This window comes from Acinetobacter sp. T63 (assembly GCF_053852345.1).
Map to the genome: position 1 here is coordinate 1459215 of NZ_CM132659.1, position 14589 is coordinate 1473803.

At 48.8% G+C, this 14589-nt stretch carries 12 protein-coding genes; 4 read left to right on the forward strand and 8 right to left on the reverse strand.

Features of this window, described 5'->3' with window-relative positions; all coding sequences use genetic code 11:
• Positions 1 to 67 precede the first annotated feature (67 nt).
• Complete coding sequence (locus ACVLR6_RS07135; RefSeq protein ID WP_016658141.1) at positions 68 to 739, forward strand: response regulator transcription factor; 672 nt, start codon at positions 68 to 70, stop codon at positions 737 to 739.
• Positions 740 to 741: 2 nt separating this feature from the next.
• A complete protein-coding gene (locus ACVLR6_RS07140) occupies positions 742 to 2133 on the forward strand; it encodes an ATP-binding protein (RefSeq protein ID WP_455996126.1) in 1392 nt (463 codons plus the stop codon).
• Between the two features lie 23 nt (positions 2134 to 2156).
• On the opposite strand, the gene ACVLR6_RS07145 is transcribed toward ACVLR6_RS07140, so the two are convergent.
• The 4 genes from ACVLR6_RS07145 to betI all read right to left on the reverse strand — a co-directional run bounded on the left by ACVLR6_RS07145 (position 2157) and on the right by betI (position 6850).
• On the reverse strand, positions 2157 to 2930 hold the full coding sequence (locus tag ACVLR6_RS07145) for a hypothetical protein (protein ID WP_455996128.1): 774 nt from the start codon (positions 2928 to 2930) through the stop codon (positions 2157 to 2159).
• 158 nt (positions 2931 to 3088) lie between these two features.
• Positions 3089 to 4756, reverse strand: coding sequence for a choline dehydrogenase (betA, locus tag ACVLR6_RS07150; RefSeq protein ID WP_104484587.1), 1668 nt, complete (start codon positions 4754 to 4756; stop codon positions 3089 to 3091).
• 16 nt (positions 4757 to 4772) lie between these two features.
• Positions 4773 to 6248: a betaine-aldehyde dehydrogenase gene (gene betB / locus ACVLR6_RS07155; RefSeq protein ID WP_455996129.1), complete on the reverse strand. Its 1476-nt coding sequence runs from the start codon at positions 6246 to 6248 to the stop codon at positions 4773 to 4775.
• Positions 6249 to 6265: 17 nt separating this feature from the next.
• Positions 6266 to 6850, reverse strand: coding sequence for a transcriptional regulator BetI (gene betI / locus ACVLR6_RS07160; RefSeq protein WP_455996131.1), 585 nt, complete (start codon positions 6848 to 6850; stop codon positions 6266 to 6268).
• A gap of 230 nt (positions 6851 to 7080) precedes the next feature.
• On the opposite strand from betI, the gene ACVLR6_RS07165 reads away from it, so the two are divergent.
• A complete protein-coding gene (locus ACVLR6_RS07165) occupies positions 7081 to 9117 on the forward strand; it encodes a choline transporter (protein ID WP_455996132.1) in 2037 nt (678 codons plus the stop codon).
• A gap of 12 nt (positions 9118 to 9129) precedes the next feature.
• Positions 9130 to 9738 carry a MarC family protein gene (locus ACVLR6_RS07170; protein ID WP_455996134.1) on the forward strand — a complete coding sequence of 203 codons (609 nt, stop codon included), beginning with the start codon at positions 9130 to 9132 and terminating at the stop codon, positions 9736 to 9738.
• An 82-nt stretch (positions 9739 to 9820) separates the two neighbouring features.
• On the opposite strand, the gene ACVLR6_RS07175 is transcribed toward ACVLR6_RS07170, so the two are convergent.
• The 4 genes from ACVLR6_RS07175 to ACVLR6_RS07190 all read right to left on the reverse strand — a co-directional run bounded on the left by ACVLR6_RS07175 (position 9821) and on the right by ACVLR6_RS07190 (position 14546).
• Complete coding sequence (locus ACVLR6_RS07175; protein ID WP_455996136.1) at positions 9821 to 10882, reverse strand: enoyl-CoA hydratase/isomerase family protein; 1062 nt, start codon at positions 10880 to 10882, stop codon at positions 9821 to 9823.
• 21 nt (positions 10883 to 10903) lie between these two features.
• Positions 10904 to 11677, reverse strand: a complete 774-nt coding sequence (locus ACVLR6_RS07180) for an enoyl-CoA hydratase (RefSeq protein ID WP_455996137.1) — start codon at positions 11675 to 11677, stop codon at positions 10904 to 10906.
• A gap of 19 nt (positions 11678 to 11696) precedes the next feature.
• Positions 11697 to 12824: an acyl-CoA dehydrogenase family protein gene (locus tag ACVLR6_RS07185; protein WP_104470213.1), complete on the reverse strand. Its 1128-nt coding sequence runs from the start codon at positions 12822 to 12824 to the stop codon at positions 11697 to 11699.
• A gap of 69 nt (positions 12825 to 12893) precedes the next feature.
• Positions 12894 to 14546 carry an AMP-binding protein gene (locus tag ACVLR6_RS07190; RefSeq protein ID WP_180134246.1) on the reverse strand — a complete coding sequence of 551 codons (1653 nt, stop codon included), beginning with the start codon at positions 14544 to 14546 and terminating at the stop codon, positions 12894 to 12896.
• Positions 14547 to 14589: the final 43 nt, after the last annotated feature.

Genomic DNA, 14589 nt, shown 5'->3' on the forward strand with positions numbered 1-14589 from the left:
GATTAAATTAAGAGAACATTAACATAGCTCATTATTTATAAAATAGGATTTCAGGTGGAGAGTAACTATGTTTGTGGTTCTGGTCGAAGATGATCCTTATATTGCCCAAAGTATCTGTTCAGCGCTGGACTATTTAAATATTTCAGTCGAGCATGTGGCTACTGCGCGTGCTGCCGATTATTTTATCCGGCAAAGTGCGGTCGACCTGTGTCTGCTGGATTTGGGCCTGCCTGATCAGGACGGTCTGGAACTGCTGCAGCAGTGGCGCCAGGATGAAATTCATCTGCCGGTACTGGTTTTAACCGCCCGACACCAAACCCGGCAATGTGTAGAAGCCTTAAATCTGGGGGCCGATGACTACCTGACCAAACCCTTTGAACTGGATGAGCTGATTGCCCGTATTCATGCGCTGGCACGGCGTAATCGTGGCTTTTCTTCCAATCTTTTACAACTGGGTGATTTGCAGCTGAACCGCGATACCCAGGAAGTCACGTTCCAGCAGCAGCCAGTAACCCTGTCACGGCGTGAATACAGCCTGCTGGAAACCCTGATGAGCCATCCCAACCAGATTTTAAAAAATGAACAGCTGCTCGATAAACTGTATGGCTATCAGGACAGTATCGAGAGCAACGCGCTGAATGTGCATATTTATCATTTACGCCAGAAACTAGAGCCGCAGCTGATTCAGACCATTCGTGGTGTGGGCTATATGTTTAAAGTGCCGGAAACCGAGAGCTGAATATGCAGAACTACAGTTTAAAATGGCGGCTGGTCAGCATGTTTATGGTGGTGTTTCTTAGCCTGTGGAGTCTGGTGTTTTGCTGGCTGTATTATGATTTGCAGCAGCGGCTGCAAGATACGCTGGATCAGCGCCTGTTTGCCTCTGCACAAATGGTGGCGCGGCTGATTCAGCATTTGCCGCTCCAGGAAATTAATCCCGATTCCTTAAAACAGGTGGCCGAACAGTATCATGCGCAAAACCTGATTGCCTGTGAGGTGTCGGTGTTTAGCTCGGATATTACGCTGGGACCGTATGTAGTGGCTCGGACCCGCGGCGCACCGGAACAACTGACCGGACAGCAACCGGGTTTTAGTACCTGGCAGGAAAATGGTGTGGAATGGCGCAGTTATGTTCTGCGTAAAGGCGATATTCAGGTGGTGGCCGCAGAACGGCTGGTGCTTAGAGCGTCGTTATTACAACAGATTCTGCAATCGGTGCTGATTCCGCTGGTGTTATCGCTATTGATCTGTATGGCGCTGGTGATTCATATTTTGCGTAAAGAATTCCGCCCTCTGGATGATATGGCCCAGCAACTGGCAGATAAGCAGCATTCGCTGTCAGATGCCGCGCATTATCTGCAACATCTGGATGCGCGCAAAATTCCCAAAGAAGTCCAGCCTTTTGTCGATAATTCCAATCAGCTAATTCAGAACCTGCACCATAGTCTGGAAAATGAAAAACTGTTTACCGCCTATGCCGCGCATGAACTGCGTAGTCCTTTAACTGCAATTAAAACCCATGTACAACTCAGCCGGATGATGGTTGAACAAAATCCGGCGCAGGCCAGCAAGCTGATTGAAAACCTGAAACAGGCCGAAAACAGTATCTGGCGTTATCAGCAGTTGCTGGAACAATTGTTATTACTGAGCCAGACCGATCATGAAACGGCGCAAGCTGCCCCAGATTCAGATACCACCGAAGTCGCGCCGGTTTTAAGACAAGTGATAGAAGAATTAAGTCCGGTTTATCCGCATTTAAATTGTGTATTACAGGTCGATTGGGAAAGTCTGCAGACCCTGCAATTGCCACCGCTGAGCTTGCATACCATCCTGAAAAATCTGCTGGAAAATGCCCTGCTACATGCCCAAGGCTTAAGCCGGATTGAAATTATCATGCATGATCAGCAACTGTGGTTAAAAGATGATGGTCAGGGGCTGACTGCGGCGGAACTGACCCAGATGACCCGGCGCTTTTGGCGTAAATCTGCCCAGCAACAAGGTCATGGTTTAGGGCTGGCTTTGGTCAAAGCGCTGCTCCAGCATCATCACTACCAGATGGATTTAAGCCTGAACCCGCCTCAGGGTTTAAGCATTCGCATTCGGCCGGAGCAGCCCTCTTCCACGCTCAATTAAAGGGTTGATGCTTGGGGAATAGATTAGAAGCTATATCTTAGGCCCCAAACCGCCTGATTTTTCTGTTTGATTTTACTGCGGTCATAACCACCCAGAATGAAGTCGGAAAAGACATTCACATTCGGCGCAACTGCATAATCCAGTCCGACCGAGGCAAAACGAAAAGCGGTATCGGTCTGAGTATCTAAAAATTCCTGACCTTCATATTTGCCGGAGTCATTAAAATAGGAACCGGCAATGGCCAGATTTCCAGTTAATTTTTCGCTGAGCTGATGGGCATAGTTCAGGCTGACATAGGTATCGCCCTGATTCATATACACCACATCATATAAATAGGTCGACACGCCGAAGGTTAGTGTAGCTTGCTCATTCAGGTTTTTGCTGACACGCAGGCCCAGTTCATTGGAGGTGGTACTGTCCCCACCCGGATAATAATAGGTCGCATTCCACAGATCCCAAGTGAGGCCTTTAAAATCTGACACATGCCCGACAATAAAATCATGTTCCATTTTATCGGTGCTGTATTGCCGGCCTTGCTGTAAATCGCGGTATGAATAACCCAGTGTACTGCCCCAATAAGCAGCGTAAAAATTTCCATAGCCCAGGGTTAAAGAGGCCTGCAAAGCCAGGTCTTCATTTTCTGGTGCATTGGTCAGACCGCGCGACACATATTTGGATACTGCGGTCAGCTGACCGGACACATCAATAGAGGAAGACGATGCATCATTGGCCCAGCTGGACATGCTGATACATGACAGACATCCGGCGGCGACCACCGTTCTTGTAAATGGAATCATTGTTTTAAAATTTAACCTGATTGAATGTAAAAATCCCAGCCAACCATCCGACCGTGAGCTGTGCGGATGGTTGGGTATGTGGTTTTAACTAAGAAAAAAAGGATGTGTATAAAAATGCACATCAAAATGATCTAAGAGATCAAAGCGTTCTGTTGCGGCTAGATTGACCGGACTGGCGTATTGGCCCGGTAAAATGGCGCCGTAGATTTGGCCAGCGCCGGTTTGGCGCGAATATGATCGGCCAGTTTTTCGGCCATCATAATGGTGGTGGCATTCAGGTTGCCGGTAATAATCAGCGGCATGATCGAAGCATCAATCACACGCAGGTTTTGCAGCCCATGTACCCGCCCGTAGCCATCGACCACCGCCATATCATCTTCACCCATTTTGCAGCTGCAAGATGGATGGAACGCAGTTTCAGCGTGGTTACGGATAAATTCGTCCAGCTCGGCATCGCTTTGTACCTGTTTGCCCGGGCTGATTTCTTCGCCGCGATAGGCATCTAAAGCCGGTTGATGCATGATGTCCCGGGTAATGCGGATGGCATCACGAAACTCGCGCCAGTCCTGTTCGGTACTCATATAATTGAACAGGATACTTGGATGCTGAAACGGATCTTTGGAGCGCAGTTTGACCCGACCGCGGGATGGAGAGCGCATGGAACCGACATGCGCCTGAAAACCATGCTGCTGAATGGCATTACTGCCATTGTAGTTAATGGCGACCGGTAAAAAGTGATACTGGATATTCGGCCAGGCAAACTCATCGGAGGTGCGGATAAAGCCACCGGCTTCAAACTGGTTACTGGCACCCACACCCTGACCTAAAAACAGCCATTCTGCGCCAATTTTTGGCTGGTTATACCATTTTAAGGCTGGATATAAGCTGACCGGTTTTTTGCACTGATACTGTAAATACATTTCCAGATGATCTTGCAGGTTTTCGCCCACGCCCGGTAAATCATGAACCACCGGAATCTCCAGGCTTTTTAGATGCTGGGCATTACCGACACCGGAACGCTGCAGAATTTGCGGGGAAGCAATGGCACCCCCACAGAGCAACACTTCTTTTTCAGCAAAGACTTGGAGTGGCTGCGCGGTACTTTGTCCCTGAAAATATTCGACGCCTATAGCCTGCTTGCCATTAAATAGAATTTTATTGGTCATGGCATGGGTGCGAATGGTTAAATTCGGGCGCTGTCTGGCCATATCCAGATAACCACGCGCTGTGCTGGAACGGCGTCCCTGCGGGGTTACGGTACGGTCCATCGGACCAAATCCTTCCTGCTGATAGCCATTTAAATCATCGGTACGTGGATAGCCGGCCTGCACCGCAGCATCGACCATGGCATGAAACAGCTCGTTATTTCCGGCTTTCGGGGTGGCGACCTGTACCGGACCGCTGTCGCCATGATAGTCATTGCCGCCAATATCACGGGTTTCGGCCTTTTTATAATAAGGCAGGCAGTCGGCATAGCTCCAATGCTCCAGTCCTTTCAAACTGGCCCATTGTTCCAGATCCATCGCATTGCCGCGGATATAACACATGCCGTTAATCAGGGAGGAACCGCCCAAGCCTTTACCGCGACCACATTCCATGCGGCGGTTATTCATATACGGTTCCGGATCGGTCAGATAGGCCCAGTTATAACGCCGGCCCTGTAAGGGATAAGCCAGCGCGGCAGGCATCTGGGTACGAAAATCCAGCCGATAGTCCGGCCCACCTGCTTCTAGGAGCAACACCGTCGTGTCCGGATCTTCAGTTAATCGAGCCGCCAGCACATTCCCGGCAGAACCTGCGCCAATAATAATATAGTCATAGTTCATGCAGCATGATCCTCCCTTAAGCTGAAAATACAGACTGGAAAGGACTTAGCTCTACCTGAACCGATTTGGTCTGGGTATAGTGCTGTAAGGTCACCAGACCATTTTCACGGCCAACACCGGACTGTTTATAGCCACCAACCGGCATTTCTGCCGGAGATTCGCCCCAGGTATTCAGCCAGCAAATCCCTGCTTCAATCTGATGAATAATGCGATGGGCCCGGCTTAAATCCGGACTGACCACACCAGCAGCCAGACCATAGGTGGTGGCATTGGCTCTGCGGATTACTTCATCTTCGCTGTCATAACTTAAAATACTCATAACCGGGCCAAAAATTTCTTCCTGAACAATGCACATTTCATCATGACAATCAGTAAATACTGTGGGTTCGACAAAAGCCCCGTGCGCAAATTCAGCTGCCGCTGCGCGCTGTCCACCTGTTAACAGACGGGCGCCCTGTTGCTTGCCCAGCTCAATGTAATGCAATACTTTTTCCATATGGGCAAAGCTGGATAGTGGCCCGAAATTGGTGTTCGGGTCTAAAGGCTGACCCATGCGCACATAGGGAATGCGCTGCAGAATCTTTTCTTCAAAAGCAGTTTTTAAAGCAGCAGGAATAAACACCCGGGTTCCATTGGTACACACCTGTCCAGAGCTGTAGAAATTGGCCATCATGGCGATATCGGCAGCCAGATCCAGATTGGCATCTTCACAGATAATTAACGGTGATTTTCCACCGAGTTCCATGGTGATTTCTTTTAAGCTGGACGCCGCTGCCTGTGCCATTACTTTTTTACCGGTACTCACACCGCCGGTAAAGGATACTTTGGCAATCTCCGGATGCTCAGTGAGGTAGCTACCCACATCGCCCCCCCCGGTCACCACATTAAAGACGCCGTCCGGTACTCCGGCTTCACTATAAATTTCGGCCAGTTTTAACGCGGTCAGTGGGGTAATTTCACTGGCTTTAAACACCATGGCGTTGCCTGCGGCCAAGGCCGGTGCAGATTTCCATAACGCAATCTGGATTGGATAATTCCAGGCGCCAATACCGGCCACCACACCCAGCGGTTCACGGCGGGTATAAATAAAAGAACTTTCTCTTAATGGAATTTGCTGGCCTTCGAGCGCTGGTAAAATGCTGGCATAATATTCCAGCACATCTGCCCCGGTCACAATATCGACGCTCCGGGTTTCACTTAAAGGCTTGCCACTGTCCAGGCTTTCAATTTCTGCCAGCTCATCATTGCGTGCCCGTAAAATGGCTACGGCCTGATTTAAAATGCGTGAACGCTGCATGGTGGTCATGGCTGCCCAGACTTTTTGTCCCTGTTTGGCAGACTGTACTGCCCGATCAACATCGGTCTGGTTACATGCCTGAATGGTGGCCAACACCTCAGCATTGGCCGGATTAATACTTTGGAATGTTTCAGAGGATGAAGCATCGACAAACTGACCGTGAATATAAGGTCGTTGTGTATTGAATTGCATCAATTGGTTCTCCTCGTAATTTAGTGAATATTGAGTTGCTGACGGATATAGTCGGCACAAATCTGAATAGGTAAATCGGCATCCAGTTCAGTGGTCATTAAGGAACCGCGTAACCAGAAACCGTCAATCAGTGCGGCCAGACCCTGCGCGGCGCGTTCAGCCTGCTCGCGGTCCAGCTGTTTGGCAAACTCATGCTTGATATTGGAATGCAGGCGATAATGGTTGACCTGCTGCAAACGGTGCAAGTCAGGTTGATGCATACTGTTGGCCCAGAATGCCAGCCAGGTTTTCATGGCGGCTTTATCGGTCTGTTCGGCCGAGAAATTGGCACGCACAATCGCAATCAGGCGCTGCTCCGGGGTGTTTTCTGCGGCGTTTAAACTGGCAGAAATGGCATCGCTCAGCTGTTGCAACAAATAACGCATGGTCGCTTCAATCAGGCCATGCTTGCCCTGAAAATAATGACTGATGATGCCTGTAGACACACCTGCCCGCTGGGCAATCTGGCTGATAGATGCTTCAGCAAAACCCAGTTCATTAATGGCAGATAAGGTGGCATCAATTAGCTGTTGACGACGAATCGGTTGCATACCAACTTTAGGCATAAGATCGACCTGACTAATAAAAATCATGCACAAGGCAAGGTAACATATAAAAAACGTTATTTTAATTGAACGTTCAATTAAAATAAATTATAGTCCCGTCTGCTTCCTGATGTACAGCTCAGTTTGTTTTTCATTTGCAAATGTTTGTAATGAGAGCCATGCCTATAGTCTGGTTAAGCCAAAACACACTGCGCTGTAGATCCGAATTAAATAAATATGGTCACAGATTTATGCAAAAGAAAACTGAACAGACGACCGATAGTCTGAACAAAGTTGTCTTTTTTCTTTCGGCAACACTCATCCTGCTGTTTTCGCTGGTTACGATTTTATTTAATGACCAGGCGAATCAGCTCATTACCCAAATCTTGAACTGGGTCAGCCGGACCTTTAGCTGGTATTACCTGCTGGCGGCCACCTTATATCTGGTCTTTGTACTGTTTATTGCCCTGTCGCGTTATGGCGATATCAAATTAGGTCCCAAACATTCCAAGCCGGAATTTAGCCTGCTGAGCTGGTCGGCAATGCTGTTCTCGGCCGGAATCGGGATTGACCTGATGTTCTTCTCGGTGGCCGAACCGCTGTCTCACTATATGAATCCGCCTGTCGGCGAAGGCCAGACTTTTGAGGCTGCGCGCCAGTCAATGGTCTGGACCCTGTTCCACTATGGATTAACTGGCTGGAGCATGTATGCCTTGGTTGGCGTGGCTTTGGGTTATTTTAGTTATCGTTATAACCTGCCGCTAACCATCCGCTCGGCGCTTTATCCGATTTTTGGCAAGCGTGTTAATGGCTGGATTGGACATAGTGTTGATACCGCGGCCGTTTTGGGCACCATTTTTGGTATTGCCACCACCTGCGGGATTGGTGTGGTTCAGCTCAACTACGGCCTGCATGTACTGTTTGATGTGCCAGAAAACCTGCTGATCCAGTCGGCGCTGATTGCCGTTGCAGTCATTATTACTGCAATTTCAGTGGCTTCTGGGGTAAATAAAGGCCTCCGGATTCTGTCTGAAGTCAATATTTATGTGTCGATTGGTCTGCTGCTTTTTATTCTGGTGATGGGCAATACCGAGTTTTTACTGGCAGCGTTAATCCAGAACTTTGGCGACTATATTAGCCAGTTCCCGCAACTGTCCTTAACCAGTTTTCCGTTTCAGCAACCGAAAGAATGGATGAACAGCTGGACCCTGTTTTTCTGGGCCTGGTGGATTGCCTGGTCGCCATTTGTCGGCCTGTTCCTGGCGCGAATTTCCCGTGGCCGAACCATCCGTGAATTTGTGGCCGGTACCTTAATTATTCCCCTGCTGTTTACCCTGACCTGGCTGTCAATTTTTGGAAATAGCGCCCTGCACAGCGTAATTTTTGATGGCCATACCCAGCTGGCCACCACCGTATTGGCCAATCCGGCACATGGTTTCTATGACCTGCTTGCCCAATATCCGTGGTTCCCATTTCTGGCCGGCGTCGCTACCATTACCGGTTTGCTGTTTTATGTGACTTCTGCCGATTCAGGCGCACTGGTACTGGGGAATTTCACCACCAAATTTAGCAATATTGAACATGATTCGCCGCGCTGGCTCAGTGTGTTCTGGGCCATTGCTATCGGTTTGCTAACTTTGGCAATGCTCATGGCGAATGGCGTGACAGCATTACAGAACACCACGATTATTATGGGTCTGCCTTTTAGTTTCGTGATTTTCTTTGTGATGGCCGGACTGTATAAGTCCTTGCGTCTGGAAGATTTCCGTCAGGCCAGTACCAGCATGAATGCGGCACCCGTGGTCGGCAATGTCGACATCTTTAACTGGAAAAAACGCCTCAGCCGGGTAATGCTGCATGCCAATTTATCGCAAACCCAGCAAATGCTGGAAGAGGTCTGTAAACCGGCAATGCAGGCGGTGGCCACAGAATTCATCAACAAAGGCATTCAGGTCGATCTGGCGGAAAAAGCCCTGGATGATGAACCGGAACTGTCACATCTGGATTTAACCATTCAGCTGGATGAAGAAGAAAACTTTGTTTACCAGATCTGGCCAATCCGTTATGACACGCCCAACTTCAGTTCGCGTGGCAAACGCACCAAAAAATACTATTACCGTCTGGAAACCTATCTGTTTGAAGGCTCGCAAGGCAATGATCTGGTGGGTTACAGCAAAGAACAGGTCATTAACGACATTCTGGATAAATACGAGCGCCATCTGATGTTCTTGCACATCAACCGGATTAGTCCAGGCAAGCGCCCGCTCTTTCCAGACCCGGATCAATAAGGAATCTGTAGGATGTCTGAATCGCTTCACGCCTTTGCACTGTTTTTCTCATTATTAAACCCGTTTTTAATGAGTATTTATATGCTTGGCATTATCCGTAATTCCGAGGCCCGAGTGTTTAATCGCGCCCTGATTCAGGGCAGTTTAATCAGCTTTGTGGTGTTTATTATTTTCGCCAAAACCGGTGAAGCCTTTTTTCATGATGTCCTGCATGTCCGTTTTGAATCTTTCCAGATTTTTGGCGGGATTATTTTTCTGGTGATCGGTTACCGCTATGTGTTTGAGGGCGCCGATACCATTGGGGTGATGCGTGGTGCGCCGCATCATTTGGCTGGCACCATTGCCATGCCGTTTATGATTGGCCCGGGAACCATCAGCGCCGCGGTCATTACCGGAATTCAGCTAAGCCTGTGGCAACTGGTGCTGGTGATTTTTGTGACGCTGTTTCTGACCTGTAGCCTGCTTATTTTAATGAAATATGCGCATGATCATTTGCAGCATAAACATTCCAATTATATTGATTTGTATGTCGATATTGTCGGGCGTCTGGCTGCCTTGCTGATTGGGACCATTGCCATTGATATGATTATGACCGGTGTCAGCGGAATTATGCAGAGCTAAACGTCCATTTTAGATGCTCTAAACCAAAACCCTCTTTCAATTTGAAAGAGGGTTTTTTATTGATATTTGAATGTTTAGCTGTTTAAGAAATCTGCTCCAGCGGCTGCGTATTCCAGACCGGCCACAAAGTTTCCAGCACTTTTTCAAAAGCAGTATTGTCAGTTTGCCATTGCGGATTTTTATCTTTATCGACAATTAAAGCGCGTACACCTTCAATAAAATCACCTTGCTGCATCCAGACATCCTGTAAATTGCGTTCCAGCTGCATTGACTTTTCCAGCGACAAGTTTTGCCCGACCTGTTGCAGCTTTAAGCTGACCTGTTTGGCCATTACTGGACGCTGCCGCAAAATAGCCAGCATTTTCTGCGCCCATTCCTGATCTGGACCGGTACCTGCCTGAGCCAGACTGTGTTCAATATCATCCAGCGTTGCATAAGAGAAATGGGCATTGATCTGCTCGATACGCTTTTGCAATTCACTTTCTGCCGGATGGGTAATAAAGCTGCTGATGATTTTGCGGATTTCAATCGGGTTGAGTAGCGGCGCTGCAATTAACGCTGCTTCTAATTCAGCAAAGCGCGCACTCGGCACATGATAGTCAATTAAATCTAAATACAAGGCATCGCTGCTGCTGATCTGTTCACCGGTCAGCGCCATATACACGCCCACATCATCCAGCCGTGACAGGAAATGGGTGGCACCGACATCGGGGAAAAAGCCGATTGCAGTTTCCGGCATGGCAAAGCGGGATTTTTCACTGCTGATCTTGATATGACAGGCTTGCGCCAGACCAAAACCACCACCCAGCACATAGCCATCCAGCATCACCATAACGGTTTTTGGAAAATTCCGGATGTTGCTTAACATGCGATATTCAGTGGCAAAAAAATCCTGATATTGGGTATTGCCGGCCTGATAGCTGTCATACAGATAACGGATGTCACCGCCCGCGCAAAAGGCCTTCGGGCTGTTGGAATTGATCAGGATGGCCTGTACCGCAGCATCCTCACGCCATTGCTCCAGTTGTGCCTGAATACCCTGAATCATCGGCAAGGTTAAGGCATTTAAGTGGCTGGTCCGGTCCAGGCTAATCATGCCTAGACCACCCTGCACACAAATGGCTAAATTATTGTCCGTACTCATTTATTTTTCCTATTATGATTTTTATTGATGGCTAAATTGGGCCGGGCGTTTTTCGACAAAGGCCTGCATACCTTCTTTCTGGTCCTGACCGGCAAAAATGGAATGGAAAATACGTCGCTCAAAACGCAAGCCTTCGGCCAGACTGACTTCAAAAGCACGGTTGATGGATTCTTTAATCATCATCACTGCTGGCAGGGATTTTTCGGCAATTTTTTCTGCGGCTTGCAGAGTTTGCTCTAACAATTCCTCTTTGGCAAACACCCGTGCCACCAGTCCACTTTGTTCAGCTTCCTGCGCGCCCATCTGGCGGGCCGTCAGACACATTTCCATGGCTTTGGCCTTACCAATTGCCAGGGTTAAACGCTGGGTACCGCCAATGCCCGGCAATACACCCAAAGTCACTTCAGGCAGGCCAAATTTGGCATTATCAGCACAGTAAATAAAGTCACACATGAGCGCCAGTTCGCAGCCGCCGCCCAAGGCATAGCCACTGACCGCGGCAATTAACGGTTTACGGCGCTGGGCGATGCGGTCGGCCAGACTGAAAAAATCATCCAGATAAATTTGTGGAAATGTGAGATCTGCCATTTCTTTAATATCGGCGCCGGCAGCAAAGGCTTTTTCTGAACCGGTAATCACGATACAGCCAATATCCGGGTCTTTTTCCAGCCGGTCCAGCGCCTGATTGACTTCGGCAATCAGCTGATGGTTCAGGGCATTTAAGGCTTTCGGGCGGTTTAAGGTTATCAGTCCAACCCCGTTACACTGTTCAAGTAAAATTGTTTCCCATTGCATGATCAATCTCCCTGTTCAATTATAAACTACGTGCAATCACCAGACGCTGAATGTCGCTGGTGCCTTCATAAATCTGGCAAATACGCGCATCCCGATAAATACGCTCGATTGGAAAATCTTTTAAATAGCCATAGCCGCCAAAAATCTGTAAGGCTTTGGAACAAACCCGTTCTGCCATTTCTGAGGCAAACAGTTTGGCCATGGAGGCTTCAGTTAAACAGCTTTCACCAGCTTCTTTTTTACGGGCCGCGAAATGCACCAGCTGCCGTGCTGCTTCAATTTCGGTGGCCATGCTGGCCAGCCGGAAAGAAATGGCCTGCTGTTCAAAAATCGGTTTGCCAAAGGCCACACGCTCATGCGCATAGCGGCTGGCTTCTTCTAAAGCGGCGCGCGCCAGACCTACCGCCTGTGCGGCAATGCCTATGCGGCCGCCTTCCAGATTGGCCAGGGCAATTTTTAGGCCTTCACCTTCGGCGCCCAGCCTTAAACTTTCATGAATGCGTACATCGGTTAAGGCAATCTGACAGGTATCAGAAGCATGTAAGCCCAGTTTATTTTCCACCCGGATGACCTCATAACCGGGCGTATCACGTGGCACTAAAAAGGCGCTCATACCTTTTTTGCCCGCATTTGGATCAGTTACGGCAAACACAATAATCATGCCGGCATTGTTGCCCGAGGTAATAAACTGTTTGGCACCATTAATAATATAATGATCGCCATCTTTAACTGCGCGGGTTTTAATAGCAGCAGCATCCGAGCCGGTATGTGGTTCGGTTAAGGCAAAAGCGCCAATCATTTGACCTTGAGCCAGTGGCTTTAAATATTGCTGCTTTTGCTGCTCGGTGCCGAATTTGAGAATGGGCACACAGCCAACTGAGTTATGCACGCTCATAATGGCCGATGTCGCACCATCGGCTGCGGCAACTTCTTCTAGGGCTAGCACATAGGCCAGCGTTCCCGTGCCTGAACCGCCCCATTCTTCCGGAATCAGCATTCCCATAAAGCCCAGTTCACCCATTTGGGCCAAAGCCTCTTTCGGGAAAATGCCTTTTTCATCCCATTCGCCAGCATTCGGTTTAATCTGCTCCTGGGCAAAACTTTTGGCCATGTCCTGAATCAGCTGTTGTTCTTCCGTAAATTGCATACCTGCTTCCCTTAATCTTCTTATTGAGATGTCTTTCTTGATCTGTTGGCGTTTTCGTTTTTTAGCGTTTTATGCAGTTTTGGCCTGCTGTAATTTGCTGATTTCCTGATTACGCAGTAAAAAGCGCTGGATTTTGCCACTTGGGGTTTTCGGCAGTTCAGTCACAAATTCAATCAGGCGTGGATAGGCATGTGCAGACAGACGTTTTTTGACAAACTGTCCCAGTTCTTCTTCAAGTTGTTGCGTGGCTTGTACCTGCTGGGCCAGCACCACAAAGGCTTTAATTACTTCGGTACGCTCCGGATCCGGTACACCAATCACGGCGGCTTCAATCACCGCATCATGTTCCAGCAAGGCGCTTTCCACATCAAATGGGCCAACCCGATAGCCTGACGTTGTAATGACATCATCACTACGTCCGACAAAGCTCATGCTGCCATCGGCGTGAATTTCGGCGGTATCGCCAGTTAAGTAATAATCTCCAACAAATGGTGATTTACGGCTTTCTTCATAACCGCCAAACCACATCATTGGTGATTGACGGATATCAATCGCCAGAATGCCCGCAGTATCTGCTGCTAAGGCCTGACCCTGCTCATCAACCACGGCAATGGTATAGCCCGGGCTGGCAAAGCCGGCCGAACCTGAACGCACCGGATGCTCCAAGGCATGATGATTACACACCACCATCCCCACTTCGGTCTGGCCATAATGGTCGTAAATGGGCACATCCAGTACCTGTTCAAACCAGCGGATTACTTCTGGATTTAATGGTTCGCCGGCACTGCTGACCACGCGTAATTTGCCACGTAGCTGTGCCATCTGTGCCTGATCGGCAGCCATCATCATCCGGTACGCCGTCGGGGCACCGGCCAGATTGGTGATGCCATATTGCTGAACAATTTCGCAGACACTTTCGGCATTAAAACCACCTTCATAAAACAGGGTCGAATGCCCCAGTAGCAAGGGCCCGGTAATGGCATAGTACAGACCATACGCCCAGCCCGGATCTGCAATATTCCAGAACGCATCTTCCGGTTGCAGGCCAATGGCATTTTGCATATAGCCGCCAAATGCTATCAGGGCTTTCAGTGGCACTTTTAGCGGTTTGGCCGGCCCGGTGGTGCCCGAAGTAAACATCAATAAAAATGGATCATCAATCGTCAGCATTTCCAGTTCACAGTGCTCGGCCTGACCCTTCAATACGCTCCAGAAATTGAAATCTTGCGGATAGGTATCGGCCTGGCGCTCTGCATGTACGGTCACAATGTCTGGACAGTTCGCAATATCCACCAATTTATCGCGATTGGCCAAATCGGTGACCACCAGCTTGCTTTGAGCCAGCTGAATACGGTGTTCAATGGCTTTGGGACCAAAGGCGGTAAACAGCGGCTGATACACTGCCCCAATCCGCCAGGTGGCCAAAATGGTAATGATCAGTTCCGGAGTGCGTGGCAATAAGCCAGAAACACGGTCGCCTTTTTGCACACCCTGCGCTTTTAAAAAGTTGGCAAACTGGCTGGCATATTTTTTTAGCTCGGCAAAGCTGTACTGCTCTTTGCGGCCATCTTTACCATGCCAGTACAAGGCAATCGCATCTGAACCGGCGTGGCGGTCGCAGCATTCAAAACAGGCATTAAGTGCCTGCATGGTGCCAGACAGATACTGGCGTGCAACCGTATTGAGATCAAATTCCTGAACCGTTTTTTGATAATTTAACATGTGTACCTCAGCCTGAATTTATCGTTATTACTGACAAGGTGTA

Bases quoted from the DNA above. Each gene is read 5' to 3' on its own strand.
- ACVLR6_RS07185 (WP_104470213.1), bottom strand. From the start codon at position 12,824: ATGCAATTTACGGAAGAACAACAGCTGATTCAGGACATGGCCAAAAGT.
- betA (WP_104484587.1), bottom strand. From the start codon at position 4,756: ATGAACTATGACTATATTATTATTGGCGCAGGTTCTGCCGGGAATGTG.
- ACVLR6_RS07180 (WP_455996137.1), bottom strand. From the start codon at position 11,677: ATGCAATGGGAAACAATTTTACTTGAACAGTGTAACGGGGTTGGACTG.
- ACVLR6_RS07145 (WP_455996128.1), bottom strand. From the start codon at position 2,930: ATGATTCCATTTACAAGAACGGTGGTCGCCGCCGGATGTCTGTCATGT.
- ACVLR6_RS07190 (WP_180134246.1), bottom strand. From the start codon at position 14,546: ATGTTAAATTATCAAAAAACGGTTCAGGAATTTGATCTCAATACGGTT.
- ACVLR6_RS07170 (WP_455996134.1), top strand. From the start codon at position 9,130: ATGTCTGAATCGCTTCACGCCTTTGCACTGTTTTTCTCATTATTAAAC.
- ACVLR6_RS07165 (WP_455996132.1), top strand. From the start codon at position 7,081: ATGCAAAAGAAAACTGAACAGACGACCGATAGTCTGAACAAAGTTGTC.
- betI (WP_455996131.1), bottom strand. From the start codon at position 6,850: ATGCCTAAAGTTGGTATGCAACCGATTCGTCGTCAACAGCTAATTGAT.
- ACVLR6_RS07175 (WP_455996136.1), bottom strand. From the start codon at position 10,882: ATGAGTACGGACAATAATTTAGCCATTTGTGTGCAGGGTGGTCTAGGC.
- ACVLR6_RS07140 (WP_455996126.1), top strand. From the start codon at position 742: ATGCAGAACTACAGTTTAAAATGGCGGCTGGTCAGCATGTTTATGGTG.
- ACVLR6_RS07135 (WP_016658141.1), top strand. From the start codon at position 68: ATGTTTGTGGTTCTGGTCGAAGATGATCCTTATATTGCCCAAAGTATC.